Genomic DNA, 26,863 nt, shown 5'->3' with positions numbered 1-26,863 from the left:
GGGCGGACCGCCGGCGCCGGCCCGCTGCGCGCAAGCAACCGCGCAGGCGACAAGGGGGATCCGGCGCCGGCGGCGGGGTTACTTGACGGCGACGCAGGTGCCCTTGCCGCAGGACTCGGTCGGGTCGAAGACCGCGAACGAGGTCGACTCGAGGCCACTGCGCTCACTCGGGCTCCAGGTGTGCACGCCCATCACGCCCTCGACCTGCATTCCCGACTCCAGTGCCGTGCGGACCTTCGCCGAGTCCGTCGAGCCGGCCTTCGCGACCGCGGCGTCATAGGCGAGGAACATGTCGAAGGTGTACGCCCCGCTGATGTCGCTCTGGCCGTACTGGCCCGGCCCGCGGCCGGTGACCTTCGTCATCGCCGCCAGGTAGTCGGCGACGACACCGGTGGGCGCCGCGCCGTCCTTGGACACGAACGTCGCCGTGATCGGGCCGGCGATGACGTTGTCCATCACCTTGGCCGGCACGGCCTGCTGGAGGCTGGCGCGCGCCGCGTCCGGCTGCGTCACGATCTTCGGGTACCAGCCGACCTGGTCGAGGTTGCTCAGCACCAGCTGCAGCGGGGCGCCGTAGGCCCAGACCAGCAGCGTGTCGGCGCCGCTGGCCTGCAGGTCGCGCAGCTGGGCCTTGACGTCGGTGGCGGTCGCGGCGAACGCCTTGGTGGTCAGGGTCTTGCCATCCTTCTCGGCCAGGCCGTTGGCGATCTTCGCCCAGCCGGGAACCGAGCCCTGGTCGAGGTAGATCTGGGCGATCTTGCCGCTCGCGCTGCCCGCGGCGGCGGCCTGGTACTCGGGCGTCACGAACATCGTGTCGTTGCCGCTGATGCCGAACGCCCACGGGTAGGAGCCCTCGGCGCCGGCGTCCTTCCAGATCGCGTCGGCGGGCGTCGAGGTGAAGCCGATGACCTTCTCCTTGTTGAACGTGGTCTGCTCGGCGATGAAACCGGGCGACGAGGCGATGTCGCCGATGATCACCTTCGAGCCGCCGCTGATCAGCTCGCGGGCGAGGATGGTGGCCCGGTTCGGGTCGGCGCCGCTGTCGCGGATCTCCAGCTTGTAGGTGATGCCCGACGCCTTCGCCTTGCCGTCGTTGAGGTAGCCGATCGCCGCCTTCGCCGCGTCCTCCAGCGGCTTGTACGCCGGCGCGGCCGGGCCCGTCTGCGCCGTGATCAGGCCGATGGTGACGGTCTGCGGCGCCAGCGTCCCGCCGGCCGACGCCGCCGGGGCGGTGCCGTCGTCGTCATCGCCGCCGCCGCAGGCCGCCAGCGCCGTCGCGGCGAGCAGCAGCGGCACCGCCAGCACGGCGACGCGAGACCTTCTTGGGTGTTGCTGTCCTAATCGCATGTCAGTTCCTCTTCCTTTTCTTCCTCGTCGCTTTCGCGGGTTTCCTCGTGTTCCGCTGACGCCGGGGGTGGGCAGGCCCGCGCGGGGCGCGGTCAGGCCAGGTAGGCGCGGTGGGCGATCTCGGCGAGGTCGGAGACGTCGCCGCCGGTCGCGTGGACGACCCGGCCGTGCGCGAGCACATGGATCTCGGTGGTGATGGCGGTGGCGACCTCCAGGCGCTGCTCGACGAGGAGCAGCGCCGTCCCGGTGGCGCCGAGCGCCCTGACGATGTCGACGACGCGTTCGACCAGCCGGGGCGCGAGCCCGTTCGTCGGCTCGTCGAGCAGCAGCACCCGCGGCTCGGCCGCCAGCGCCCGGCCGATGGCGACGAACTGCTGCTGGCCGCCGGACAGGGTCGCCGCCCTGCGGTCCAGCAGGCCCTCGAGCTCCGGCAGCAGCTCGAGGGCCCGGCGCAGGCCGGCGCCGCTTCGGCCCGGCGCGGCGGCGGCGCCGAGGCCGAGGTTGTCGCGCACGGTCATGTGCCCGAACAGGTGCCTGTTCTCCAGCACGCTGCCGAGGCCGGCGCGCACCCTGCGATGCGCGGGCAGCCTGGCGACGTCGGCTCCGGCGAGCTGGATCCGCGAGCCGGAGCCCGCGGGGATGAAGCCGCCGACGGCGCGCAGCAGCGACGTCTTGCCGGCTCCGTTGGCCCCGATGACCGCGACGCAGCGCCCCTCGGCGACGTCCAGGCTGACTCCGTCGACGGCGACGACACCGCGGTAGTCGACCCGCAGGTTCGCCACCCGCAGCGGCGGCGCGACCTCGGCCACGGCGCCGGCGCTGTCTGGGCGGTCTGGGCGCTCGGCGGTGCTCATACGCCCACCCCCAGGTAGGCGTCGCGGACCTCGTCCGAGTCGCCGAGCCGGTCGGGTGGACCGGACCAGAGCAACTCGCCGAGGTGCAGGACGACGACGCGGCCGGCGACGGCGTGCACCAGCTCCAGGTGGTGCTCGACGAGCAGGACCGCGCAGCCGAGCGCCGCGACGGCCCGGACCGTGTCGGTCAGCAGCGCGATCTCGCTCGGGCCGAGGCCGGTCGCCGGCTCGTCGAGCAGCAGCAGCCGGGGCGCGCGGCTGACGGCGATGGCGATCTCCAGGAAGCGCAGCTGCCCGTGGCTGAGGTCGGCGGCGCCGCTGACGCGGTCCAGCGGGAGATCGGTGGCGTCCAGCAGCGCGAACGCGATCCGCTCGAACGCGGCGCGCTCGGCGGCGTCGCGGTGCCGCACCGGCCGGCGGGCGGCCAGATGCAGGTGCTCGGCGACGGACAGGTCGCCGAACACCTTCGGCGTCTGGAAGGTGCGGGCGACCGCGTGCGCGGCGAGCGCGCGGCGGCCGCGGCGGTCGACGCGCGCGCCCGCCACCGCCAGGGCGCCGCCGTCGAGCGGGTAGATGCCCGAGAGCACGTTGAGCAGGGTGGTCTTGCCCGACCCGTTCGGCCCGACGATCGCGATCACCTCGCCGGCCTTCGCCGACAGCGTCACCGCGTCGAGCGCGACCAGTCCACCGAACCGCTTGGTGACCTCTTCGCAGCGCAGCACCGGCTGTTCGCCAGCACCCTCGCCTGTGCCCCCATCCGGGGTCTGGACCGGGGCCTGGTCGGGGGCCGCCGCGTCCGCGGCCTCCGTCTGCGCCGGCCGCGTCGGCTCGGCGGGGGGCCGGGGGAGCCGGACGGCGACGGCGCGCCGGGCGACGACGCCGGCCGGGCGGAAAAGGACGACGCCGAGCAGCAGCGCCGCGTAGAGGACGACATTGAGGGTGGGGTACTTGGCCAGCCAGATCGGCAGGCCACCGATGACCACCGCGCCGAGCACCGCGCCGATCCGGCTGCCGGCGCCGCCGAGCACCACCATGACCAGGAACAGGAAGGACAGGTCGACGGTGATGCTCGCCGGGCTCACGTAGCTGACGACGTAGCCGTTGATCCCGCCGGCGACCGCGCCGATGCCGGAGCCCAGGGTGAACGTCAGCAGCCGCGTCCGGTAGACGGAGATGCCGAGCGCGCCGGCGCCGATCGGGTCGCACTTGGCGGCCACGGCCGACCGACCGGCGGTGGCCGACCGGAAGTACCAGTGGGCGAGATATGCCAGCACGAAGGCGATGACGGCGACGTAGAGCAGCTCGGCGTCGTCGAGCAGCCCGTCGGCCTTCTCGAAGCCCCAGCGGGCCACGATGTTGGGGATGCCGTTGTTCCCGCCGGACAGCGAGTCCCAGCCGCGGACGACGTCGGCGAGCACGATGGTGAAGCCGAGGGAGACGACGGCGAGCCCCAGGCCGCCGAGCCGGCCGGCGGGGATCGCCATGAGCAGCCCGATCGCGGCGCCGACCCCGAAGGCGATCGGCAGCGCGAGCCAGACCGGCAGGGCATGGCTTCCGGACGTGACCGCCGCCGCGTACATGCCGACGGCGAACGAGGCACCATGCCCGATCGACAGCACGCCGGAGTACCCGACCGGGATGTCGAGCCCGAGGGCGGCCGTCGCGTACATCACCAGGGTGAGCACGATGACGCCGCGATAGCTGCCGTAGCCGAAGGATCCTGCCAGCAGGACGGCGAGGCCGGCCAGCAGGACGACGTGGACGTAGGGCCGGGCGACGACGGACCACCCGGTGCCGAGCACCCGGGCCTGGGCGCTGCCGGCGGGCACCGCCGCCGTCCAGGCCTTCCCGACCGCGGCCCGGCCGGCGGCGGCCCGGCCGGCGGGTAACAGCCGCGCGGTCGCGCGCCTCGCCGTCGTCATCACACGCTCCGCAGCGCGCGATCGCCGAACAGGCCCTGCGGGCGCACCAGGTAGACGACCAGGAGCGTGCCGAACAGGACCGAGTTCAGGGCGAGGGTGCCGAAGTTGGCGTTCGCGTACTGCAGCAGGAAGCCGAGCACCAGGCCGCCGACCAGGCTGCCGTGCAGGCTGCCGATCCCGCCGATCGCGGCGGCGACGAACCCGTTGAACAGCAGGGTCAGCCCCAGCGACGGGCCCACCTGCAGCGACGGCGCGGCGACGAAGCCGGTGACGGCGGCGACGAGCGCGGAGCCGGCCATGACCAGCTGCGAGGCGCGGGCCGCCGAGATGCCGACCGAGGTCGCGCCGTCGAGGTCCTCGGCGACCGCGTGCAACCGCCGGCCGAGCAGCGTCATCCGCCACAGCAGCGACACGACGCCGACGAGCACCAGCGCGACGACGATGATCGCGATCTCGGCGCCGGTGGTGCGGATGCCGAACAGGTCGACCGGCCCCTGGCCGAAGTTGTAGGTGAACGCCTGCGGCTCACCGGAGAACTGGTAGTGCGCCGCCCGCTCCAACAGCGTGCCGACGGCGAGCGTCGACAGGATCCACGGCAGCGCCGCCCCGCGCCGCAGGAACGGCCGGATCGCGACGCGTTCCTCGACGAGCGACGCCGCGACGACGCCCACCGTCGCCAGCACGAACGCGAGCGCCACCGGCAGGTGGAACTGACGGGCCAGCAGGAGGGTGGCCAGCGGCGCCCAGTAGATCAGCTGCGCATGCGCGAAGTTGACCACCTTCGTGACCCGCTCGACCATGTTGATCCCGAGCGCGACCAGCGCGAACAGGGAGCCGGACACCAGCCCCGGCCACACCACGTCGTTGACGAAGTCCACCGGCGCCCCCAACCTGACCCGGACCTGTTCCTGATGCGGTGTCAGGTATAGGGGACTAGTATGTTAGATGTCAATGGGCGTCACCTCGGCCCGTGAACACCGGGGTCAGCCGGAAGGCCAACGTGGACGCGCCTATTACCTGCCTGCGCGCATTACCTGCCTGCGTGCACCACGGTCGAGTGCCCGCCGATGATCGCGTCCCGTCCTGACTACCCGTCAGGCCTGGTGGGCGGCGCGGCGAGCTCTCCGGCCGCTACCGGAGGCCCGGGAGGACGTCGGCGAGCAGGACGTCGAGAGTGCGGCGGGCGGTGACGTCGTCGTGGCCGAGGACCATCGACAGGTCGCCCACGCCCAGCTCGCGGTAGCGGGACAGGCCGTCGAGGAGCTGGCCGGCCGAGCCGGCGAGGACGTGGCGGGCGACCTGGACGCCGTCGGGCACGGCCGTGCCGGCCTCGACGTAGATGCGGTGGGCGAGCAGGCCACCGCCGAGGTCGCGCCAGCGGGCGGCGAGGGGGGCAAGGTCGTCCGGCAACGCCCGTGATGCCTGGTAGGGCAGGCCGAGACGGGCGGCCAGGCGCATCGTCGCGTCGGCGCCGGCGAGCCAGATCGGTGGCCCACCGGGCGTGAACGGCTCGGGCGAGAGGACGTCCCCGGTCAGGCCGGCGCGCAGCTGGTCCAGGCAGGCGCGGAAGCGACGGCCGCGCTCGGCCGGCGCCACGCCCCGGTGGACCAGCTCGTCGTCCCAGAAGCCGGCGGCGACCGCGAGCACGAACCGGCCCGCGGTGAGCTGGTCGAGGGTGGCCGCCTGGCGCGTCAGCCAGTCCATGTCCCGCACCGGCAGCACGGCGGCCGTGATCCCGATCCGCGTGCCCGGGTGCCGGCCGGCGAACCAGGCGAGCTCGACCATCGACTCCAGGCCGCCCCGCCAGCCGGAGAAGTCCGGCCGGCGGAACATCCCGTCGCCGAGCCAGAGGGTGTCGAGCCCGCCGGCGACCGCCGTGTCCGTGAACGCGACGGTCTCGTCGCGGTCCGAGCCGTACGGAGAGACCCCAAGGCGCACGCCCTGACCGTAGCCCGCGCCCGGTGGGGCTTTGCGAGGAACCACCGACGGGCTTCGACGGGGAGCCGCCAGCGGGCTTCGCGCAAGCCATTGGTTGCCTCGTGGGTGGCCGGCGTACGACGTTCTGTGCGGCACATGTGCCGGCCTGGTAGTGGAAACCGTCCTATCGTCTGGCGAGAAGCGAATTTCGGTCGGTGGTGCCGGGCCGTGGGATGTGAGCGTCGGGAAGGGGTACGGCAGTGCCGGAAGCGGTGATCGTCGAGGCGGTGCGCACGCCGATCGGCAAGCGGAACGGGGCGCTCGCCGGGGTGCACCCGGTGGACCTGTCCGCGCTCGTCCTGCGGGAGCTGGTCGCCCGGACGGGGATCGACCCGGCCGTGGTCGACGACGTCCACTGGGGCTGCGTCGGGCAGCTCGGCGACCAGTCCAGCAACGTCGGCCGGTTCGCCGTGCTCGCCGCCGGCTGGCCGGAGTCCGTGCCCGCCGTCACGATCAACCGGGCCTGCGGGTCGAGCCAGCAGGCGATCGACTACGCCGCGATGGCCGTGATGTCCGGCCAGCAGGAAGTCGTCGTCGCCGGCGGCATCGAGAGCATGAGCCGCATCCCGCTGGGCGCCTCCCGCCAGAGCGGTGAGCCCTACGGCGCCACGGCCCGTAACCGCTACGACGGCTCCGACTTCAACCAGCTCACCGGCGCCGAGCTGATCGCCCGCAGGTGGGGGCTCGACCGCCGCCAGCTCGACGAGTTCTCGGCGCAGAGCCACGAGCGGGCCGCCGCCGCGATCGACGCGGGCGCCTTCGACGCCCAGATCGTGACCGTGCCGACCGAGGCCGGCCCGGTCGGCGTCGACCAGGGCCTGCGACGTGGCACCACCGCCGACACGCTGGCCGCGCTCAAGGCGGTGGCGGGCGCGGACGGCCTGCACCACGCCGGCAGCTCGTCGCAGATCTCCGACGGTGCCGCCGCGATTCTGATCACCACACCGGAGAAGGCGCGCGAGCTGGGCCTCGCACCGATCGCCCGCTATGTCGCCGGCACCGTCGTCGGCGCTGACCCGGTGATGGTCCTGACCGGGCCGATCCCGGCCACCCGGAAGCTGCTGGCCAGGGCCGGCCTGACGATCGACGACATCGACGCGTTCGAGGTCAACGAGGCGTTCGCCTCCGTGCCACTGGCCTGGCTCGCCGAGACCGGCGCCGACCCGAAGCGGATGAACCCGCTCGGCGGCGCGATCGCCGTCGGCCACCCGCTCGGCGCCTCCGGCGCGATCCTGATGACCCGCCTCGTCCACCACCTGCGTGACAACGGCCTGCGTTACGGCCTGCAGACCATGTGCGAAGGCGGTGGCACCGCCAACGCCACCCTCGTCGAGCTCGTCGACGACTGATCGACGACTGACAGCCAAGCATCCCGACGTCCCCGGCGGCCGGCGCCGGGGACGCTGAGCTTTCAGGCCGTCACCCGGCGCCGGGGACACGGCTCCGGCGCCGGGCGTGGCTGGGAGATCCGCGGCTGTCGAGGGCCGAAGCGAGTCGGCTGGCGAGCATCGCCGCCGGTGTGTTCGGGCGGAGCACGCCGGGAACGCCGGAGGAGAACGGCGCGGGCTGGGGGACGTGATGCACGCGATGGATCCGGGTGTCCTGACCGTGTTCCTGTGCGGCGACGTGATGCTGGGGCGAGGAGTCGACCAGATCCTGCCGCATCCGGGCGACCCGGCGTTGCACGAGGGGTTCAGCCGGGATGCTCTGGCCTACGTCGACCTGGCCGAGGCGGTGAACGGGCGGATCGGGTATCCGGTTGGCTTCTCCTGGCCCTGGGGAGACGCGCTGGACGCGTTGGAGAGCGCCGCGCCCGATGTCCGGGTGGTGAACCTGGAGACGAGCGTTACACGATCCGACGATTTTGCTCCGGGGAAAGCTGTGCACTACCGGATGAATCCGGACAACCTTCCCTGCCTGGCCGCGGCCCGGCCCGACGTGTGCGTGCTGGCGAACAATCATGTGCTGGACTTCGGGCGGCGCGGGCTCATCGAGACGCTCGACACGCTGGCCGCCGCGGGGCTGAGGACAGCGGGCGCCGGGCGGAGCGCGGACGAGGCGCGCCAGCCGGCGATCGTCCCCGTCGAGGGCGGGCTGCGTCTGCTGGTTCTCGCGTTCGGTGTCCCGTCCAGTGGCATCCCGCGGACGTGGGCCGCGGTCGACGACCGGCCGGGCGTCGACGTCGTCCCGGAACTGTCGGACGCGGCGGCCGACGAGATCGCCGCCCGCGCGCGGCGGAACAAGCAGCCAGGGGACGTGGTCGTCGCGTCGATCCACTGGGGGGACAACTGGGGGTATGGCATCGACGACGACCAGATCCGGTTCGCGCACCGGCTGGTCGACGGCGGCGTCGACCTCGTGCACGGGCACTCGTCGCACCATCCGCGCCCGGTCGAGGTGTACCGGGATCGGCTGATCCTCTATGGCTGCGGGGACTTCGTCGACGACTACGAGGGCATCACCGGCTACGAGAGTTTCCGGGACGACCTGCGGCCCGCCTATCTGGTCTCGGTCGAGGCGGACACCGGCCGGCTGGCCGGCCTGCGGGTGGTGCCGCTGCGGACGTGGCGCATGCGGCTGGGCCGCGCACTCGCCGAGGACACCGCGTGGCTGCACGCGACGCTCGACCGGATCAGCCGCCGGTTCGGCGCCGGGTTCGATCTCGACCCCGATGGTCTGCTCTCGCTGCGCCGGCTGTCGCGGTGATCCAGGACGGCCGGCCGGGCGAGGCGCCAGGAGCGCCGGCGGGTAGGCCGCCACGTCGTCGCCTCGTCTCGGGCGCCCGGGCTCAAGAGTTACCCGAAGTCACCAGCGGGCGAGTGCTAGGGCGGTGCGCGGGCTCGGACCTCGTCGGATTTCTCGATCCGGTGGGATTTTCGGCGTCCTGGCACGCAAGAACGCAATCGCCCTGGGATTGTCTTGGCGATCGCGGAGTCAACCCCGCCTGGAGCCCGGCCCGGGCCCGGTCGGGGCGCCGCCCGGGCGCTCGGGCGGCTGGGTGCTCGTCCTGTCCGACGTCAGAGTCACGACCAGCGCCGTTTGGCGCCCCTGACGTCTGACGCGACGCCCGGGATTTCCCGGGCGCCCGGGCCGCCGCTCCGCTGCGCACGTCCATCCACCCATGGGCTGTGGCGGGCGGGAAGCCGGGATCCGCCCCACAACCCATGACCAGATCCGATGCGAGACCTGAGTAATTAGGGTTCCTCGCTCTGACTCCGAGGATCCCGCTGGAGCGTGCGGGGACAAGATGAGCGGGCCGCTCGGCCGCCAGCCCGGAAGCAACGTCGAACGGCCTGCGCGGCGTCGGAGCGGTCCTCGCTTCCAGCTCGGTCTCGGCGCGGCCGTGCCCGCGCGGCGGGCACACGATCACGCCAAGTGTCGATCATGGTATCAGATTGGTAGCATGTCGGCCATGGCGCTGACCGTGCGAACAGACGACGAACTTGAGCGCGCCCTCACCGCGCTGGCCGCCGCCGAGGGGACATCCCGCCAGGAGATCATCCGACGGGCCGTGCTGGAGCGGTACGAACGCACTGGCCACGCCGTCCAGGTTCAGGACAGCGCCAACCGGATGATCGAACGTTGGGGCGACGTGCTGCACCGTCTTGGCACGGTGTGACAGCGTTCGTGGGCGCAGGACCATGCGAACGGCGGCCTCACCCAGGGGGAGGCCGCACCGTGCCCGCGCAAGCGGACGACGGAGCGGGCGAGTGACGCGAAGCCCGGCGATTTACCTGGATCTCGATGACCTATTGGCGCTCACCCGCACTCTTGGCGTGGGTCCGGTGCGCGATGTGGGCCTGCTCGACGCAGGCGCGGCCCGGCCCCGATCGAGTGCCTTCGGACGGGATGCCTACCCGACGATCACGCTCAAGGCCGCCGCGCTGCTCCAGTCGCTGGTCCGCAACCACGCGCTGATCGACGGAAACAAGCGGCTCGCCTGGCTCGCGGCGGCCGTCTTCCTCGACCTCAACGGGTTGGTCGTGGAAATGACTGACGACGCAGCCTTCGACCTCGTGATGGACACGGCACAGGGCAAGGCCGATCTCGAGGCGATTGCCGACCGGTTGGTCGTCCTCGCCAAGCCCGAGGCGCCCAAGCCGGCTGGCCCCCGTTCCGCGACCGGCCCACACACCACCAGCAGATGAGCGCCGCGGATCTCCGAACCAGTTCAGATGTGCTCGGCCAAGGACCCGACCAGGCAACGACCGGAGTAATTTCGTTTCCTCGCTCTGGCACGCAAGAACGCAATTACCCTGGGAACGTCCTGGCGATCGCGGAGTCAACCCCGCTTGGAGCCCGGCCCGGGCTCGGTCGGGGTGCCGCTCGGGCGCTCGGGCGGCTGGGTGCTCGTCCTGTCCGACGTCAGAGTCACGACCAGCGCCGTTTGGCGCCCCTGACGTCTGACGCGACGCCCGGGATCCCGCGGGTGCCTGACGCGACGCGGGACGGAGGCGGCCTGGGTGGCGCTGCGCGCTGCCCGCTCATCCATCCATGGGCTGTGGCGGGCGGAAAGCCGGAATCCGCCCCACAAGCCATGACCGGATCCGATGAGGGAACTGGGTAATTAGGTTTCCTCGCTCTGGCACGCGAGAACCCAATTGCTTTACGAACGCCTTGACGATCCCAGAGGGCGGAGTCTGACGGACGTGGTGTATGGGGTGTGACTGGGAGAACGCGGCTGAGGTGGTCGCTGACGGCTCGTTGTGGCCGGCTGGTGTGACTGCCTGGGTCGCGCCGCGGGCAATCTGGAGTGCCCTTGACCGCGCCCTGGTTCCGAAGCGGGATCGTGGCATTTCGGCGTGTCCATAGACAGCCTGAACCAACACACTTCGCCGTACTGCTGTCGGTGTGTGTCAGATGATTGGGCCTATGGGGTCATTCATCCGCCACGGTCCGCCAGAGGCTGGTGGCAGGCAGGCCGTCCGGGCTGGTGGGAGCACGAGTCGGCGCGGGTCGGATGCCGCTTCGGCGTGCCCTACGCGTAGGTGACCGACGTCATGCGGATCTTCTGGTCCGGGCTTGAGTAATTTCGTTTCCTCGCTCTGACTCCGAACATCCCACCCGATCATGGGTAGACGCGCCCGTCAGCGCGCCGTGGGCAGCCGCTTCGATAGACGTGTCGAATGGGCCGACGACGGCCCGGCTCGCGCCGTCGTCCTCGTACAGCACGACCGCGACCCCGTGTAGCGCGCCACGGTCTGCGGGCCGGCGGTCGAAGCGGTCTGAAGCCGTGCCCGAGGCAGACCGAGACCGCCCACTCAAGTGCTGTGGCCGCCAGGCTGACAGCCGATCTGGCGCGGAGGACTACGGGCGAGCGTGGACGCTTGGGCCGTGGTCAGGTCCGCCCGCCGAGTGCGAACGTGTCGATGTTGGTGGGGGTCCAGTCGACCTCGATCGCGGTGCCGGGCTCGGCCGGAGGCAGCGGGACCGAGGTCGACCGGGCGGCGGCCGCGTGCGGCGAGGGCGTCGACGGACCGGTGCGAGCGGACGGTTTTGATCCGGGCCCGGAACACCGACGACGGTGTGACCATCTCGAGCGCTTGGTGTAGCCGAACTCCGACTGAGACCGGGAGCGAAGCGTGAGGCGCGCTGACTCTCGTATCCCTCTATTGGGCTACTCTCCGGCAATGCCAAGCATTGATCGATCTTTCGTTCGGCGCTGGTGGGGTGCGACAGTCGCAGGCATTGTCCTCAGCGTCGTGGCACTGGCCGGCTGCAGTCTAAGTGGTGCCTCTGCGAGGGCGACGATCGCATCGTTGTCGTTCAGTTACCAGGCGTTCGGCAAGACGGGGTACATCGACCAGACACTCTCTATCAACAACGACGGACGGATGAGCGTGGTGCCAACTCTGGTGATCACGGCGTTGGACAACGCAGGGAGGGATCTGCCTGACGTGCGTGTCACCACCGCCTTCGGGAGCGACCAAGGCAGCCTCGTTGTCCAGCCCGGAGGCGGCGTCGACAATTGTGCCGGGAAACGGCAAGGTGGCCGTGGAGAAGTTCTCAGATGGGCCTGCCGTCAGCCTCAAGGCATACTTCTCCCGATAGGGCTGTTTCTAGCGGTCCTCGCAACACCTGATGGTCTATGTGGCTGTCAGTAGATCACGTAGGCGCTCGGCTGGGGTAGCCCAGTCGAGTGTCTGTCGTGGTCGACCGTTGAGTTCCTGGGTGACGTGCTCGAGGTCTTCGGGTTTGTGGGCAAACAGGTCGGTTCTCTTGGGGAAGTACTGGCGTAGCAGTCCGTCGGTGTTCTCGTTCGATCCGCGTTGCCAGGGGGTGCGGGTCGCAGAAGTAGACCGGGACGCCGGTGGCGACGGAGAACTGTCGGTGTGCGGCCATCTCCGCGCCCTGGTCCAGGTCAGCGAGCCGCGCAGGTGGTCGGGTAGTGATCCGATCAGGGCACGAGCAGGTCCCGGACCTCCTCGGCGGTGCCCGCCAGGCAGGTGCCCGAGCAACACAAGCGGGTGGTGCGTTCGACCAGGGTCACGATCGCCGACGCGTAGCCGGCACCCATGATCAGGTCGCCTTCCCAGTGCCCGGGCACGGCCCTGTCGGCGATCTCGGCCGGCCGGTCAGAGATCATCACCATCCGCTCGGTGAACCGGGGCGTGCGCTCGTCGGGTTTCCTGTGCAGCTTGCGGTAGGTCCGCCCGATCTGTGCCGGGTTAGTGACCCGGTCGACCCGGTGGCGGACCGGCCGTCGGCCATCATGCACGCTCGTTCACGCGGGGCCGCGGCACCCGCCGACCGTCGAATATCCCTGCGGCGCGAAGCTGCTGACCTGGGATGCTTTCCAGGTGACCGCGATCCGTTCCGTGGTTTTGGTGGGGCTGTTCTCGGCGAAGGAGCGCGACTACCAGGCCCGGCTCGATGTCCTCGACGTGCGGGTGACGGCGCTGGGAGGAAATGTGCTGGAGCGGTTCGTCCAGCGCCGGGGCGTCTCCGACGGCGGGGTACGGCTGATGACCGCCCCCTGTCCCGCCGCTTCCTCATCGGCCCGGGGAAACTTGACCAGATCGCGGCGACCTGTTCGAGCAGGAACATCGACGCCGTCATCTTCCTCAATGATCTGAGCGCCTACCAGCGCCGTTGGCTGTCGACCCGACTCGGGCGTCCGGTGCTCACCCAGGCCGACCTCGACCGGTCAGCAGAGAGCCTGACCGGCCCGACCCGATCTCATCCTCATGCAGGTCAGGGGCGCAGCCCTCATCGCCGGCACCGTCGCCGATAGTCAAGGAGGAGCCCCAGGGCTCAGCCCCGGACGCCGACCAGCCACCAGCGGCGAGGAAAGGCGCGACGACGCCTGTCTCTGCTGCCAAGCAAGCATCCGAGGGTTGCCCCAGGAACCCCGCTTAGCTCGGGGCATGAAGGACCTAGGCCCCGCGGACCCGAGACACGAGGCGGCCGACAACGCCGTCAGGAGAGTGGCAGACCGCCGCTGACCGGGAGAGACAGGTAGTTCAGGCGAGGTACAGGCATGACCGACGTCACGCAGATCTGCTGGCCCGGACTTGAGTAATTCGTTTCCTCGCTCTAGGCCCGAGGATCCCACCAGATCACGGTCATGGGCCGCCGGGCGCCCCGGGGTTGGGTAGCGACCGTGACGGTGGGCGGCGAGGAGGACGTCCGAACTCGCCGTGCCAGCCCGGCGTGCCGCGGCGGGTGGCGTGCGTGACCGATACTCCCAGGCGATCGCGTGCCCATCTGCGTCACCGTGGCGCTCCGGGGGTGCCACCATCGTGGGTGATGAGGCAGCAGGGGACAGACCGGACAGCGCACCATCCCGCGAGGCGCGCGTGGGCGGCGCGGTGAGCCCCGCCGTCGTCGCGACGGGCCCGGTCGGACCCGACGAGCCCGCGCCCGACCTTGAGACCGAGATCCCGCCGTCGGACTCCGCGGCCTCCCGGGATGGCATGGCCTCACAGACCGCCGCCATCGGCGGTGCATCGGTACCGGCTCGCGTGGCCGGGGACATCGAGCGGCTGCGGCGGCTGCTGGGCGGGGAGCAACTGGCATGGCTGGTCGATCGTGCCCGTAGGCGGATGGCCCAGAGACAGCCGTTGACCGGCGTCGTGACCCTGCCGAAGGCGAGCCACGAGCAGCGCCGGGCCGCCGAGCGGCTGCTCGGACGGCGTGCCGGTCGGGGCTATTCGCTGTCGGTCCCGCTGGACGAGGTGGACCGGATCCTGCGGGCCAGCGGTGCGGCCCCGGAGGGGCTCGCGGCTGCGGTGGTGCTGCTGACCGGGCCGGTAGTCGATGAGGCCGCGGTGCCCGCCACCGGGAGCGCGGTCTGGGTGGCCGCCCGGGCACCGCTGGACACGTTCACCAGCCGGCGCCCGGAGCTCTCGCCGTTTCTCGCCTGGCTGGACGGGACGGGGGCGCTGCGCCGGCTCGCCGGCGACCCGGACACGGCGGCAGGACTGGTCGCGCGGCTGGTGGCGGTGCTCGACGCGCTGCCGTCCGGCGGGGTGGCGCTCGACGGGCTGGCCGCGGCGGCCACGGGCGACGCGCACGCGCTCGACGACGGCCGGCCGCTAGCGACGCTGGCGCTCGCCGCCGTTCGGGTGCTCGCCGGGTCCGAGCCGGCGGGCGACGCGTCGGCGGCCGGGCGGCGTGCCGCCTGGGCCGCCGTCGGGGTGCACCTGGACGAGCTGACGTCGACCGTGCTGTGCCTGGGGCTGCCGGGTGGTACGACGGACGCGACCGGCCGTGTCCTCGCCGCCGCCCACGAGGCGGGCGAGCCGTGCGTGCTGACGCTGCGCCAGGTCATCGGTCGGGGCGGCGAACGGGCGGCCCTGGGCGTCGGCGCCGGCCTCGTCTTCGTCTGCCAGCAGCCGATCGTGCTCGCCAGCGCGGCCGACGAGCTCGGGCCGGGCACCCCGCCGTTGGTCTGCGTGGGCGAGCATCCGTCGGCGGCCGTCCTGGGCCTGCTCGAGCTGCTCGCGGCCCAGGGCGCGAGCTTCGCCTACCACGGCGACTTCGACTGGGCCGCCCTGCGCCTCGCGGGTGGCCTGCGCGACCGCGTCGGATGGCGCCCCTGGCGCTACGACGCCGAGGCCTACGCCGCGGCCCTCGCCCTGGCGACCGCGACCGGAGGCGAGACCACGACGGGGACCGGGGGCGAGGCCACGCCCGAGGCCGGAAGCGGGACCACGGTTGGGGCCGGGACAGCGACGGGAACCATGGCCAGAGCCGTGGCGGGAACCGTGGCCAGAGCCGCGGCCGGAATCGCGACCGCGACCGGCGGACCGCTGACCGGCCGCCCCGTCGACGCGTCCTGGGATCCCGCGCTGCGACCCGCCCTCGAACGCCACGGCATCCGGGTCGACGAGGAACTCGTCCTCCGGACGCTGCTGGCCGACCTCGCCGCCGGGGTGCCGGGGCCGGCGGCGGCCGTGCCCGGCGGCGCCGCTCCGGCCGGCTGACCGCTGGACGGCCCCGGCGCCGGGCCCCCATCCTGGACTCGCGCATCGTCGAGTGCCAGGGAGACGCCGCCATGAACGCAGTGACTCGCCTGACGCCTGGCGCGAACGCGCCGCTGGTCGGCGGCCGGCCCGCGGCGACGGTCGCGGTCGCCGGTGGGTCCATCGACGTGTCCGCGGTGCTGCTGGCGGCGGCGGGCAAGGTGCGTGGCGACGACGACCTCGTCTTCTTCAACCATCCGGCGCAGGACGGCGTGCGACTCGACGGGGCGTGCGTGACGGTCGACCTCGCGCGGGTCCCGGGCGACGTCGCCAAGGTGGTGGTCGCCGCGAGCGTCGACGCGGCGCGGCCCGGCGAGGTGTTCGACGGCGCCACGACGCCCTGGGTCGACGTCGACGACGGCGCGCGCCGCTATCAGTTCACCCCGACGCCGCTCACGCACGGAGAGACCGTCGTGCTGCTGGCGGAGTTCTACCGGCGCGACGGCGGTTGGAAGGTCCGGGCCATCGGCCAGGGATACGCGACCGGCCTCGCGGGGCTGGCGGCCGACTTCGGAGTCGTGGTGGACGACCCCGGCACGCCCACCGCGCCGGCCACCCGGACGGCCGGTGGAGCCACGCCGCGGCCTCCCGGCCCGCCGAGTACGCCGGCCACGCCGTTCGCGCCGCCCGCCCCGGCGGCATGGCCCGCGCCGACGGGACAGCCCGTGCGGCCGGCACCCGTGCAGCCAGCACCGGCCTGGGGACCGCCGACTCCGGGCGGGTGGCAGGCCGCGCCGGTGGGGGGACCGTGGCAGCCCGCGCCGGGGAACGCTCCTGGCGGCCCCGTGCCGGCGGGTGCGCCCGCCATCAGCCTCGACAAGGTCGCGCGGACCGCGCCGGGCCTCGTCGACCTGTACAAGGCGGCCGGGGTAAGCCTGCGCAAGCAGGGCGCGACCGGGCTGCGCGCGGCCGTCTACCTGGTCCTGGACCACTCGCACAGCATGGCCGGCCACTACCGGAACGGGACGATGCAGCACTTCGCGGAGCAGGTGCTCGGCCTGTCCGCGAACCTCGACGACGACGGCGTCGTGCCGCTGGTGTTCTTCTCCGACAAGGTCAGCCTGGTCGACGAGATCGGCCTGGACAACTACCACGGCAGGATCCAGGCGCTGCACGCGAAGCTGCCGTGGGGCGGCACCACCTACCTCCCGGCGATGCGGGCGGTGATCGACCACCACCGGGCGACCGGTGGCGCCTACCCGGCGTTCGTCGTGTTCCAGACCGACGGCGCGCCGTTCGACAGGCGCGCGGCGCGCTCCCTGATCCAGCAGAGCAGCAACCTGCCGATCTTCTGGCAGTTCGTGGGATTCGGGAAGGGCCGTCACCTGAAGTTCCTGCAGGATTTGGACACCATGGGAGGACGGCTGGTCGACAACGCCGGCTTCCTCGCCACCGGCCGCGTCCCGGGCGAACTGCCTACCGGCGAGCTCTACGACCAGCTCCTCGCCGAGTTCCCCACCTGGCTGTCCGCCGCCCGCGCCGCCGGCATCCTGCGCTGACCGGTGTCGTCAGCCGACGCGGGGCGCGATGTACGCCCCGCGTTCGTGCTGGCAGTCCGCAGTCCGCAGTCCGCGGTCCGCAGTCCGCGGTCCGACGTAGCCGTTCTCCAAAACCGGCGACACGTGGCCGCGCGTACCGGGCCCGGTCGCGACGATGTCGGCGGCACGCAACGGTCTAGCCGTTTACTGGTCGTTACGATTACATGATTGCAGTTACTTAACGCAACAAGTTGTTCCAGAAACGATATCGAATACCCCCGAATGGGGGTTTCGACATTCTCGATCTTGGCCTACCGTGATGCGACGGTTGCTCCAGGCGCACGGACTGTGCGCGGACTCGGAGTCGCCACCATCGGGCTTGCCTCTGGACGGGGCCCAGGGGAGCGGGGATGGAGATCGGCGATGGGGGGAAGGCGCTTGCTCTCCTGCCTGCCTCCGCGCTACGCGGTGTGGCGCTGGTCTAGGGCTTCCCTTCTCTATGACTCCGTGCTCTGTGGGGCCATGAGTGCGACGTTCGGCGCCGCGCGTCCATGGTCTCGGCCTTTCCCGGGCCAGGAGGCTGCTTGGTGACCTCCGCCACCGAACAGGAACGCTCGATCTCCTGATCGGTCGCGCGCGGGCGCCGCCAGCGACGAGGTCCCAACTCTGTCATGACGCTCGCCGACATGTCCAAGAGTGCCGGGTCGCGCCTGGCTTCGTCCTGGCCATCGGCGTCCGCGGTCCAGATTTCTTCGTTCAACCGACAAGGAGAATGACCACGTGAGCGAGGACGGACTCGAGAGCACGCCACCGCACCTGCGCGGGCGAGACGCGGTAATCGCGGGCTCGGAGGGTGTGGTCTGGCGTGACGGCGCCCCGCCCGACTACCACCTGTCCCACCAGGTGATGCCGTTGGAGAAATCCGTACATCACCCCGCCGGCTCGCTCTCCGACGTAGTGGAGAGGGTCGTCCAGGTCTTCGAGATGGAACTTTCCCACAAGAAGGATCCCGCGCAATGGGTGAGCACGGTCACCGACCAGCTGCAGGTCAGCGTCAACGGAGGCCAAGCCGTCGGTAGCGCGGAGCTGGCGGAGCGCGGAAGCTACAACATCCTCATCGGCGAGAACCCGTACTACTCCGCGGGCGACGAGACGTTCGAGTCCTCTCACGACATCTTCCATGAGGCGTTCCCGGGTGGATTCTTCTGGGAGGTCCTCGAGGTCTACTCGGCGCCGCCCACCATAACGTTCAAATGGCGTCACTGGGGGACGTTCAGCGGGCCGTACAAGGGTGTCCAGCCGACCGGTGATCGGATCGAGATGTTCGGGGTCACCGTGGCTCGCGTGTCCGATGACCTCCGGCTCGTCGAGGTGCACAACTACTACGACAACACCGGCTTCCTCGGGCAGCTGGCCGGCGGTCACGGGAGCTAGCCGCAGGCGCGCGGTTCCGGAGTGCGCGACCCGTTTTCAGCGGCGAGGGCAGCGGTTCCTCCGTTCCAGGAGGGGGATCGGTGGGACGTTGCTCTCGCCGCGGGCCGAGGCGACGTCCGGCCGGTGGACTCTTTCCACCGGGGTTCCGGGCCCGCGGAACCCCGATCGACACAGGTGAGACAGAAAATGCCCCTTGGGAAGAGTGGATGACGTACCAGCACGCAAGCTTCGACACGCTGTCCGTGGCCATATCGGTTGCACTGTCATTCCTGGGCTGTTTCGCCGCGCTCGTGAGCGCCATCAGGATCCCGTTGAACTCCGGCCGGCGCCGACTGCGGTGGATCATGGCCGCCTCGGTCAGCCTCGGCGGCGGGGCGATCTGGTCGATGCATTTCATCGGGATGGCCGCCTATCACCTCGGCACCATGGGAATCGTCTACAACGTGCCCCTGACCGCCCTGTCGCTCGTCATCGCGGTCGCGGCGTCGGCGCTGGGAATCGGCATCGTGGGCACCAACCCGCGCAGTCTCGGCCGTGTCCTCGGCGGCGGAGTCACGGCGGGCCTCGGAATCGCCGCGATGCATTACACGGGGATGGCGGCGATGCAAACTGGATCCAGGATCACCTATGACCCGACGCGAGTCGTCCTGTCGATCGGAATCGCCATCGGGGCCGCGCTCGCCGCGCTCGTCATCGCCTTCCGCGTGCGTAGCCGGACCCATGTCGTGCTTGCCTCGGTGATTATGACGGCCGCGGTGTGCGGGATGCACTACACCGCGATGACAGCTGTGCGCGTCGAGCACATGGACGGCAGCGCGCCGATGACGGGCGCGGATCCCATCGCCATGAGCCTGGCGGTATGCGTCGTGACGTTCACCGTCCTCTCCACGGTGATCATCATGGCCCTCGGCGTTCTTTCAGACGAAGGCAACTTCAGTCTGAGGAAAGCCGCGGCGCGGACCGGCGGGACCACCGCTCATGCCGGCTGCGGGGGTGCTGGCGCGTCTTTCACCGAACGAGTGCCGCGGACCGTTGATGTCGACCCCGCCGGGCGCATCCCTCGCTCCGTGAGGTCTCAGCGTGACGATCGACCGCGATTGGGTGGAAGCTTCGTGACGCGTCCCCGTCACCGAATCTGACGGGCGTGGTTACCAGGCCGGCGATCATCCCCTGGCGAGCAGGGCCGGCCCCGGTGGCCGGCCCGCTACAGGGACACACGCAGGTCTTTCACTCCGGCCCGTTGGTCAGCGGCCGGTTCGAGGTCCGGCGCGGCCGGACCTCGCGGGCACCCGGTCGCCGTCGGCGTCGGCGAGGACGAACCCGATATCGGCGGACGGGTCGAGGCCGACGGTGTCGAGGATTCCACTGACGCGCCGTCCCCGCTGTTCGGCTCCGCGCCGTTCGACTCCCCACCACAGCTGGCGAGCGTGATCGTTAGGAACAGACTGGCCAGAACGGCTACCGCCCGTGTCCAGGGCATCCGTAACGACCACATGTGGATATGCATGGCACCCCCCGATGCCACGCCGTCCGGACCCCCGTTGATCACGGATGCGCCGCGTAGCGGAATCATAGCCGTGCCGTCATCCGTGACCGCGCGGGTTCAGTGGAATCCGTGGCGCGCGGATTCCCATCGACGGTGTCCCCAGGTGGTCGAAGGCGACGGCGCATCAGCGCGGCACCAACCAAGCCACCTCGTCAGCCCGGACCCAGCTTTGCCCCTGCCGTACGCCGCGTCACCAGGTCCTCAGCGTCGAGGCGTCGGCCTTCCTGGACCTGTGACCCCGCGACTGCTCGGTGCAGCGCCACCATCAGAAGCTGGTCGAGGAGACCCCAACACCGGATCTGCCCGACGACCTGGTGGAGCATATGGGCCGCGACGCGCTGCGTTCCTGATCTTCCCCTGAGCCGCTCGATGAGCGGGTCGATAGGCGATGATGTCAGGGGTTCCCCTGGTACCCAGCCGACCGGGATGGCAAGGTGGAGGAATCAGGGCTTTTGTCGGCTATGTGTAGATCCATGTGGGCGGAGGGAGCTCGTGCGCCGGACTGGAGGACGTCCCGGGGGAGAGGCCGCGCCGTTGCCGCGGCGGGTGGCCAAACCGGTGCCGCCCGCCCAGCATCCGGTGACGTTCCTGGATGACCCCGCATTGCTGGAGCGGGTCGCCGAGCGGCTGCGCGCGATCGACGACCGCCGCCTTGCCGGCCTCCGTCGGCTGAACTAGCCCACCCACCGGTCTCCAGCCCGCCCTGGAGCGCATCCGCCAGGTGGCGAGGCTCACGAAAGCCCAGCTGGCTCGTGGCGTGGCACCGGTCGCGCGAGCGGTCGGGGGTCGGCAGGATGTGGGTGATGAAGCATTCGGGCCGACCAGCGTGGGCCGGGTCCCCGGACGCGGTTGCGGGCGCGGCCAGGGACCGGGGCGCCTCGGGTCTCGCCGGGTCGCTGACGGACGTGCCGGGAATCGCCGTCGGGCACGCGCAGCGGGTCGGCGACGGGTGGCGGACCGGGGTGACCGTCGTGCTCGCGCCGCCGGCCGGGGCGGTCGGCGGGGTCGACGTCGCCGGCGGAGCACCGGGGACGCGGGAGACCGACCTGCTCGACCCCCGCAACGCCGTCGAGCTGGTACACGCCGTCGTGCTGACCGGGGGGAGCGCCTTCGGGCTGGCCGCCGCCGACGGCGTGATGCGCCGGCTCGCGGACGCGGGCATCGGCTTCCCGGTCGGGCCAGCGGGAGTGGTCCCGATCGTCCCGGGGGCGGTGATCTTCGACCTGGGTCGCGGTGGCGCCTCGCCGGCCTCGCACGCGGTACCCGGGCCGGAGCTGGGCGCGCTGGCCTACGACAACGCGACCGCCGGGCCCATGGCCCGTGGCACCGTCGGCGCCGGGACGGGCGCGGTCAGTGACGCCCTCGCGGGCGGGGTCGGCGGGGCGTCGACGGTGCTGGGCGACGGGACGATCGTGGCGGCGCTGGCCGTGGTCAACTCGGCGGGCTCCGCCGTCGACCCGCGCACCGGCCGTCTCTACGGCGACCTGGACGGCGAGCTTCCCCCGCCGGACCCCGCGCTGCTCGCCGCCTGGCTGGCCTCGGACCGAGCACCGAGGCCGTTCCCGCCCGACTTCGCCACGGCGGCCCGCGACTCCGACCCCCGCCACCCGAACCCGCCGTCCCCGAACTCCCCATCTCCGAGTTCGCCGTCTCCGCCCCCGTCGCCGCCGATCCCGGGCCTGCTCATGAACACCACGATCGGTGTCGTCGCGACCGACGCGGTGCTGACGAAGGCGCAGTGCTCGCGACTCGCCTCGAGCGCGCACGACGGGATGGCGCGGGCGATCCGCCCGGCGCACACGATGGTCGACGGCGACTCCGTCTTCGCCCTGGCCACCGGCGCCCGCCCGGCGGCCAACCTCAACGAGCTGCTGGTCGCCGCCGCGGACACCTTCGCCCGCGCCGTGGCCGACGCGCTCTACCAGGCCACCGGCCACCCCGACCTCCCGAGCTACCAGCACCTCCTGCTCGGCGGCCGCCACTCGGCGTAGGCCAGCTACTCCGGGCGCCAGCCAATGCGGGTGCCGGCCAAGGACGGGAGGCCGGGCTGTGCCCGAGGCCGCGGCGTCAGCCGAGCGCGGAGACCAGGCGATGGTCGCGAGCCACGGCGTCGTCCCCGGCCGGCGAGCCGGCGCGGGCGAGGATGGAGGCGAGGATCTCGCCGGCGCGGACGGCGACGTTGGACAGCAGGGTCGACGAGATGCCGTGGGTGTGCTCGGTCGCTCCCGTGATGTAGACGGCCGCGGTGGCGGGACCGGCGGCGACCAGGCGGTAGTCGCGGGTGAACAGCGGACGGCCCGCGTCGTCGACCCGGTACGCCTCGGCGGCCTCACCGAGCAGCGCCCGCGGCTCCCGCGGCCGGTAACCGGTGGCGAACACGACGACGTCGACGTCCAGGTCGCGTCGCTCGCCCGTCGGCAGGAACTCGACCGTCGCGCGCACGCCCTCGTCCAGCCGCTCCAGTTGGGCGAGCCGGGAGGCACGCACCAGGTGCAGGCGGCGCGGGCCGCGCACCTTCTCCTGGTAGACCCGCCGGTACAGGTCCTCGATGAGATCCATGTCGACGACGGAGTAGTTGGTCGAGCGGTGGTAGTCGGTGAGCATCCGGCGGACGTCCGGCGACGCCTCGAAGAAGTCGTCGACGGCGTCCGGGTCGAAGATCTGGTTGGCGAACGGGCTGTTGTCCGCCGGGCTGTAGCCGTAACGGGAGAAGACGGCGTGGACCTCGGCGGTGGGGAACGCCCGGTGCAGGTGATCGGTGACCTCCGCGCCGCTCTGGCCGGCACCGATGACCATGAACCGGCGGTGCCGCAGCGGCGGCAGGTCGGCGAGCCGGTCGAGCAGGTCGCGGTTGTGCCAGACCCGGTCATCCAGCGCGACGCCCGTGGGGAGCCGCGGCTCCAGCCCGAGCGCGACGACGACGTCGCGGGCGCGGCGGACGACGGTTCGGCCGTCGCCGTCCTGACTCACGACATCGACGTGGGTGATCTCGCCTTCCTCCACGACCGGGCGCAGGGCCGTCACGGTCTGGCCATACTCGACCAGATGGTCGAGCCGGCCGGCGGCCCACTCCAGGTAGTCGTGGAACTCGTGGCGCAACGGGAACATCGTCTTGTGGTTGATGAAGTCGACCAGCCGCCCGCAGCCGTGCAGGTAGGCCAGAAAGCTGAAGTCGCTCGTCGGATTGCGCAGCGTCACCAGGTCCTTGAGGTAGGAGACCTGCATCGTGGCGCCGTCGATGAGCATTCCGCGGTGCCAGCCGAACCGCTCCTGAGTCTCCAGGAAGACGGCGCGCCGATGGTTCCGCTCGTCGGCGCGCGCGTTGTGTTCCTCGATCGCGATCGCCAGGGCCAGGTTCGCCGGCCCGAACCCGACGCCGATGACGTCGTAGAGCTCCGATTCCGTCGTCTGCGTTGACTGCGGTACCGCGGGATGCGGTCGCCCTACCACGGGTGCCTCCGGTGGGATATGGGTGCGGGTGCACGATGGATCTTGCTTGTAAGCAAGGACCGGTACACGGGGATGTACTCCCTGGGTGAGGCGTCGGGCTGCTGGGCGGTGCCGCGGCGCGGCGGTGGAGCGGTGCTGCCGGGTCGGCGGGTGGGGCGGTGCCGCGAGCGGCGGTTGGTGCGACGGCACGCGGAGGCGGCGGCCTGGTGGCACCCGCGCGCTGGCGGCGGCGGTGCGCACGCGTCGGTCGGTCGGTTCGGTTCGGGTCGGTAGACGCATAGTGACCAGACCGGTGCATTTTGCGGTTCCTAAAGTTAGGCTAGCCTAAGCATCCGTTGATGTCATGTGGCAGCGCCTCGGGAGCGCGCCACTGCGTGCCGTCGTCGGGGCTCGTCGGTGGGTTGGGCTCGCGGCTCGTGGCGGACCTCCGATCGCTGTCCTGCCAGCCGGGCTCGCGGCTCCACCCGTGAGGCGGCGCGCCGACCTGATCGGCGAGGTTGTTGGTTGGTTAAGTTAGGTTTCCCTAATGTGCGCTTCGCCGCAAGGGCTGTCGACGTGGATGCTTGGTCGGGCGGGTAAGCCCGATGCGGGTGGTCACGTTCGGCTACCGGTGGTGGGGTGACGGGCGTTGAGGGTGCCGAAAGAGGTGGGCTCGCGACCGTGAGTGCCCGCCTCGCCGGCCGGCCGTGGTGGCACGTCTTCGGTCGGCCGTGCCGCGCTCGGTCGCGGCGCCGCTCCGGCCGGTGGCCGCGCGCTGTGGTCTTTCTGTCACCTTTCGATCGAATGGTCGACGAAAGGCGCGGACGTGACTACGTCTTGCGGTCGGGCGGTGGCCATATAGAGTTGGCCCTCGACCACGGAGCGATGTCGCGAGCGGGCTGGAGGTGGCGGTGAACCTCACCTGGTGCCGACTGGAGTGGGCGCCGACCGCGCCGGACCGGGGGAGGCTGACCGCTGTCCGGTGTCCCGCGGGCGCTCGCTCAGATGTCTTGAATATTACGTATTCGCGTGGTTACGGGCTGTTGCGCGATGAACCTCACCGTGACTGAGGGGCGGCCGTGAAGCATTGTTGGGGGGAACCGAATTCTGGATGGGTGAATCTGATGCATGCTGTGAGCGGCAACACTTCTTCTGCTCGGCGGAAGCCTCGGTTAGTAGCCGAGGCCCCGTCCGTTCCAAGCCAGCCGAGGCGGCTTCACCAGCCGCCCGCCGCGGCCGCGCCCGGCCGCCCCAGCTGGGTGGCCGTCCGCCTGCACGCGGCCCTCGCCAGCGCTGACCGCCCACTTCGGGCTCGGTCCCTCGCCTATGACCTCGGCCTCCCCGCCGCCGAGGTGACCGCCGAGCTGCGTCACATGCAGGATCTCGGCGTCGCGGCATCGCGCGACCGCCGCTGGACCATCACCGGGGCCGACCCCGCGACCGCCGACGAGCCGGCCACCGCCTCGGCGCGCAGGAGCGCCTGAACCGTACTCGGCCGACGAGTGTCGGGTTGTCCCGCCGTTTGCACCGGGTACGGACACTGTTTAGCCACCCGGCCCCTCGGTCGTGGTCATCGGCCCGGGAATTGTCAATTTCCCGACGGCCGGCCGTCGCGGTGTGAGCTGGTACACCGGGTGGTAAGGCGCACATCGGCGCTTTTGGACGGTCCAATTGGACGGCCGCGGCCGGGACAAATGGCGGCGCACCGTGGATCCGCCTTCCCGCCGGCCCGGACCCGTTCGCCGGCCCCGCGACCGACCGCCTGTCCCGCTGACGGGCCCCCGGCCACGCCGGCCGCCGGGGGGCGCGCGAGAGCCAACCATCCGGACCAGGGCGAGACCGGTCCCGCGCGTGCCGCCACCGGGCCATCGGCCGTGCCGCCCGTGGTCCGAACCGCCGGAAGGCAGCCACGCCGAGGCTGCGCATCTCCGGAACGCCCGTCAATCGCGCTACTCTCCGAAGCATGGGGGACACGTACAGAAATCGCGAGACGACCGGGCCGCAGGTGAACCTGCCCTGCGAGGCTTGCAGGGACTTCCAACGAGAGCGCGCACGCGGACTGGACCGCCAGGTCGTGCTGACCTGGCCGCCCGGCCGCCGACCGCAGGGCTGCACCTGCAAGCAGGTCCGGCGCGACCGCGACGGCTGAGGCTGCGCCGGCGCGCCTGGGTGTCGCGTCCGGGTCCTTGATGGCCACCGTCCCGTAACCCGCGGGGCCGCCTGGTGAAACGTCGATGGGCCGTAATGGCAGGTAGACGGGTACCACCGCGCGGCGCCGCTGCCTGCCGGTGACGCGCGGCCCGCCAGTACCGACCCCGCGTGGCGGCTGTTCGCCGCCGCGGCGTGGGCCGAGTAAGGGCGGGTCGCGCCAACGCTCCGGCCGAGGACTGGACGGCCCTGACCAGGGGCCGCGGAGGCGAGGACCTAGGTGACGACGACACCGGACTTTCCGCTGCTCGACATCGGCCGCTGGCGCGCGGGCACCGGCGACCAGCGCTACCGGTTCGCCTGCGAGCTGGATGTGGCGCTGCGCCAGTCCGGATTCCTGCTGGTCGGGGGGCACGGGATCAGCGCCGGGCTGCGGGCGGACATCCGCGCCGCCGCCGCGCGCTTCTTCGCCCTGCCGCCCGGGGCGAAGACCGCCTACGCGACGTCGGTCGGCGGGCGCGGCTGGATCCCGCCCGGCAGCGAGGCCAACGCCTACTACGGCCAGGTCGCCGACTCCACCCGCGCCGACCTCAAGGAGAGCCTGACCTTCGGGCGCGCCTTCTCCACGGGCGACGCGGATCTCGACCGGACGTGGTTTCCCGCAAACGTCTGGCCGGCCGAGAGCCCCGAGCTCAGGGCGCTGTGCGAGCGCTACACGGACGAGGTCCGCGCCCTCTACGACGACCTGCTGCGCGCCTGCGCCGTCGCGTTCGGCCTGCCCGAGCCGTGGTTCGCCGAGCGAGTGCGCGCCAGCCCGCACACCCTCAACATCAACCGCTACCCGGCGCGCTCGCAGACCGGGACCCCGCTCGACGGCCAGTTCCGGGTCGCCCCGCACACCGACTGGGGCGTTCTCACCATCCTCGACCGTCAGCCCGGCTACGGCGGCCTCCAGGTCGAGGATCGCGCCGGCCGCTGGATGGACGCCCCCTACGAGCCGGACGCGTTCACCGTCAACGTGGGCGACCTGCTGGCCCGCTGGACCGGCGACCGCTGGCGGTCCACCCGCCACCGGGTGCTCCCGCCGCCGGCCGAGGCGCCCGACGAGGAGCTGGTCTCCCTCATCGTGTTCCTCGAGGCCGACGTCGACACGGTCGTCGAGCCACTCGTCGCCGGCACGGCCTACGCCCCGATCGTCGCCGGCCACTACCTGCTCGAACGCGCGAACGCGGCCACCGTCGCCTGATCGCCGCCGCCACGG

21 protein-coding genes and 1 pseudogene are annotated in these 26,863 nt (G+C 71.6%); 15 read left to right on the top strand and 7 right to left on the bottom strand.

Annotated elements, in window-relative coordinates; translation table 11 throughout:
- Positions 1-78: 78 nt before the first annotated feature.
- The 5 genes from FRCN3DRAFT_RS0226050 to FRCN3DRAFT_RS0226030 form a co-directional block, all read right to left on the bottom strand.
- Positions 79-1,347 carry an ABC transporter substrate-binding protein gene (locus FRCN3DRAFT_RS0226050; RefSeq protein ID WP_007509605.1) on the bottom strand — a complete coding sequence of 423 codons (1,269 nt, stop codon included), beginning with the start codon at positions 1,345-1,347 and terminating at the stop codon, positions 79-81.
- A gap of 92 nt (positions 1,348-1,439) precedes the next feature.
- Entirely contained in the window at positions 1,440-2,201 is a 762-nt protein-coding gene (locus FRCN3DRAFT_RS0226045; protein ID WP_007509607.1) for an ABC transporter ATP-binding protein, read from the bottom strand.
- Positions 2,198-4,123, bottom strand: a complete 1,926-nt coding sequence (locus tag FRCN3DRAFT_RS46330) for a branched-chain amino acid ABC transporter ATP-binding protein/permease (protein ID WP_007509609.1) — start codon at positions 4,121-4,123, stop codon at positions 2,198-2,200. Before FRCN3DRAFT_RS46330 ends, FRCN3DRAFT_RS0226045 begins: the two co-directional genes overlap by 4 nt.
- Positions 4,123-5,001: a branched-chain amino acid ABC transporter permease gene (locus FRCN3DRAFT_RS0226035; RefSeq protein ID WP_007509611.1), complete on the bottom strand. Its 879-nt coding sequence runs from the start codon at positions 4,999-5,001 to the stop codon at positions 4,123-4,125. The genes FRCN3DRAFT_RS46330 and FRCN3DRAFT_RS0226035 overlap by 1 nt, the downstream gene beginning before the upstream one ends.
- Before the next feature lie 253 nt (positions 5,002-5,254).
- Positions 5,255-6,061 (bottom strand): LLM class flavin-dependent oxidoreductase, encoded by an 807-nt coding sequence (locus FRCN3DRAFT_RS0226030; protein ID WP_007509613.1) that lies wholly within the window; start codon positions 6,059-6,061, stop codon positions 5,255-5,257.
- 239 nt (positions 6,062-6,300) lie between these two features.
- On the opposite strand from FRCN3DRAFT_RS0226030, the gene FRCN3DRAFT_RS0226025 reads away from it, so the two are divergent.
- The 4 genes from FRCN3DRAFT_RS0226025 (at position 6,301) to FRCN3DRAFT_RS46325 (ending at position 10,248) form a co-directional block, all read left to right on the top strand.
- Positions 6,301-7,449 (top strand): thiolase family protein, encoded by a 1,149-nt coding sequence (locus FRCN3DRAFT_RS0226025; protein ID WP_007509615.1) that lies wholly within the window; start codon positions 6,301-6,303, stop codon positions 7,447-7,449.
- A gap of 238 nt (positions 7,450-7,687) precedes the next feature.
- Positions 7,688-8,806, top strand: a complete 1,119-nt coding sequence (locus FRCN3DRAFT_RS0226020) for a CapA family protein (protein ID WP_051467159.1) — start codon at positions 7,688-7,690, stop codon at positions 8,804-8,806.
- 706 nt (positions 8,807-9,512) lie between these two features.
- Complete coding sequence (locus FRCN3DRAFT_RS0226015; RefSeq protein ID WP_027140946.1) at positions 9,513-9,719, top strand: ribbon-helix-helix domain-containing protein; 207 nt, start codon at positions 9,513-9,515, stop codon at positions 9,717-9,719.
- 91 nt (positions 9,720-9,810) lie between these two features.
- On the top strand, positions 9,811-10,248 hold the full coding sequence (locus FRCN3DRAFT_RS46325; protein WP_007509621.1) for a type II toxin-antitoxin system death-on-curing family toxin: 438 nt from the start codon (positions 9,811-9,813) through the stop codon (positions 10,246-10,248).
- Positions 10,249-12,186: 1,938 nt separating this feature from the next.
- Here FRCN3DRAFT_RS46325 and FRCN3DRAFT_RS46320 read toward each other — a convergent pair.
- Positions 12,187-12,776: pseudogene (locus FRCN3DRAFT_RS46320) on the bottom strand (IS30 family transposase); the annotation flags it as partial.
- Positions 12,777-12,900: 124 nt separating this feature from the next.
- Between FRCN3DRAFT_RS46320 and FRCN3DRAFT_RS56530 the strand changes: the two are divergent.
- From FRCN3DRAFT_RS56530 to FRCN3DRAFT_RS0225965, 9 genes are all read left to right on the top strand, one after another.
- Positions 12,901-13,176, top strand: a complete 276-nt coding sequence (locus FRCN3DRAFT_RS56530; protein ID WP_232794149.1) for a hypothetical protein — start codon at positions 12,901-12,903, stop codon at positions 13,174-13,176.
- Positions 13,077-13,334 (top strand): HflX-like GTP-binding protein, encoded by a 258-nt coding sequence (locus FRCN3DRAFT_RS57915; protein WP_425343354.1) that lies wholly within the window; start codon positions 13,077-13,079, stop codon positions 13,332-13,334. The genes FRCN3DRAFT_RS56530 and FRCN3DRAFT_RS57915 overlap by 100 nt, the downstream gene beginning before the upstream one ends.
- Positions 13,335-13,842: 508 nt before the next feature.
- Complete coding sequence (locus FRCN3DRAFT_RS46315; protein WP_232794148.1) at positions 13,843-15,528, top strand: TIGR02679 family protein; 1,686 nt, start codon at positions 13,843-13,845, stop codon at positions 15,526-15,528.
- 71 nt (positions 15,529-15,599) lie between these two features.
- Positions 15,600-17,066, top strand: a complete 1,467-nt coding sequence (locus FRCN3DRAFT_RS57220; RefSeq protein ID WP_007509627.1) for a VWA domain-containing protein — start codon at positions 15,600-15,602, stop codon at positions 17,064-17,066.
- Between the two features lie 759 nt (positions 17,067-17,825).
- Positions 17,826-18,479, top strand: a complete 654-nt coding sequence (locus FRCN3DRAFT_RS0225985) for an ester cyclase (RefSeq protein WP_007509630.1) — start codon at positions 17,826-17,828, stop codon at positions 18,477-18,479.
- Between the two features lie 206 nt (positions 18,480-18,685).
- Positions 18,686-19,618: an MHYT domain-containing protein gene (locus FRCN3DRAFT_RS0225980; RefSeq protein ID WP_007509631.1), complete on the top strand. Its 933-nt coding sequence runs from the start codon at positions 18,686-18,688 to the stop codon at positions 19,616-19,618.
- 658 nt (positions 19,619-20,276) lie between these two features.
- Positions 20,277-20,375, top strand: a complete 99-nt coding sequence (locus FRCN3DRAFT_RS57215; RefSeq protein WP_116439366.1) for a hypothetical protein — start codon at positions 20,277-20,279, stop codon at positions 20,373-20,375.
- 142 nt (positions 20,376-20,517) lie between these two features.
- Positions 20,518-20,703 carry a hypothetical protein gene (locus FRCN3DRAFT_RS0225970; RefSeq protein ID WP_007509633.1) on the top strand — a complete coding sequence of 62 codons (186 nt, stop codon included), beginning with the start codon at positions 20,518-20,520 and terminating at the stop codon, positions 20,701-20,703.
- 125 nt (positions 20,704-20,828) lie between these two features.
- Entirely contained in the window at positions 20,829-22,016 is a 1,188-nt protein-coding gene (locus FRCN3DRAFT_RS0225965; RefSeq protein WP_007509635.1) for a P1 family peptidase, read from the top strand.
- Positions 22,017-22,092: 76 nt separating this feature from the next.
- On the opposite strand, the gene FRCN3DRAFT_RS0225960 is transcribed toward FRCN3DRAFT_RS0225965, so the two are convergent.
- Positions 22,093-23,475 (bottom strand): lysine N(6)-hydroxylase/L-ornithine N(5)-oxygenase family protein, encoded by a 1,383-nt coding sequence (locus tag FRCN3DRAFT_RS0225960; protein ID WP_007509637.1) that lies wholly within the window; start codon positions 23,473-23,475, stop codon positions 22,093-22,095.
- Positions 23,476-24,713: 1,238 nt separating this feature from the next.
- On the opposite strand from FRCN3DRAFT_RS0225960, the gene FRCN3DRAFT_RS55365 reads away from it, so the two are divergent.
- Together FRCN3DRAFT_RS55365 and FRCN3DRAFT_RS0225950 are read left to right on the top strand one after the other, a co-directional pair.
- Positions 24,714-24,938: a hypothetical protein gene (locus FRCN3DRAFT_RS55365; RefSeq protein ID WP_198536039.1), complete on the top strand. Its 225-nt coding sequence runs from the start codon at positions 24,714-24,716 to the stop codon at positions 24,936-24,938.
- Positions 24,939-25,882: 944 nt separating this feature from the next.
- A complete protein-coding gene (locus FRCN3DRAFT_RS0225950) occupies positions 25,883-26,848 on the top strand; it encodes an isopenicillin N synthase family dioxygenase (protein WP_007509641.1) in 966 nt (321 codons plus the stop codon).
- Positions 26,849-26,863 lie beyond the last annotated feature (15 nt).

Source organism: Pseudofrankia saprophytica (assembly GCF_000235425.2).
Lineage (GTDB): Bacteria > Actinomycetota > Actinomycetes > Frankiales > Frankiaceae > Pseudofrankia > Pseudofrankia saprophytica.
Note: the sequence above shows the minus strand (reverse complement) of the source record. Positions and strands in the feature narration are given on the sequence as shown.

Excerpts from the sequence above, each read along its gene's own strand:
- FRCN3DRAFT_RS0226045 (WP_007509607.1), bottom strand. The coding sequence starts at position 2,201 with ATGAGCACCGCCGAGCGCCCAGACCGCCCAGACAGCGCCGGCGCCGTG.
- FRCN3DRAFT_RS0226050 (WP_007509605.1), bottom strand. The coding sequence starts at position 1,347 with ATGCGATTAGGACAGCAACACCCAAGAAGGTCTCGCGTCGCCGTGCTG.
- FRCN3DRAFT_RS0225965 (WP_007509635.1), top strand. The coding sequence starts at position 20,829 with ATGAAGCATTCGGGCCGACCAGCGTGGGCCGGGTCCCCGGACGCGGTT.
- FRCN3DRAFT_RS0226015 (WP_027140946.1), top strand. The coding sequence starts at position 9,513 with ATGGCGCTGACCGTGCGAACAGACGACGAACTTGAGCGCGCCCTCACC.
- FRCN3DRAFT_RS0226020 (WP_051467159.1), top strand. The coding sequence starts at position 7,688 with ATGGATCCGGGTGTCCTGACCGTGTTCCTGTGCGGCGACGTGATGCTG.
- FRCN3DRAFT_RS0225980 (WP_007509631.1), top strand. The coding sequence starts at position 18,686 with ATGACGTACCAGCACGCAAGCTTCGACACGCTGTCCGTGGCCATATCG.
- FRCN3DRAFT_RS46330 (WP_007509609.1), bottom strand. The coding sequence starts at position 4,123 with ATGACGACGGCGAGGCGCGCGACCGCGCGGCTGTTACCCGCCGGCCGG.
- FRCN3DRAFT_RS57220 (WP_007509627.1), top strand. The coding sequence starts at position 15,600 with ATGAACGCAGTGACTCGCCTGACGCCTGGCGCGAACGCGCCGCTGGTC.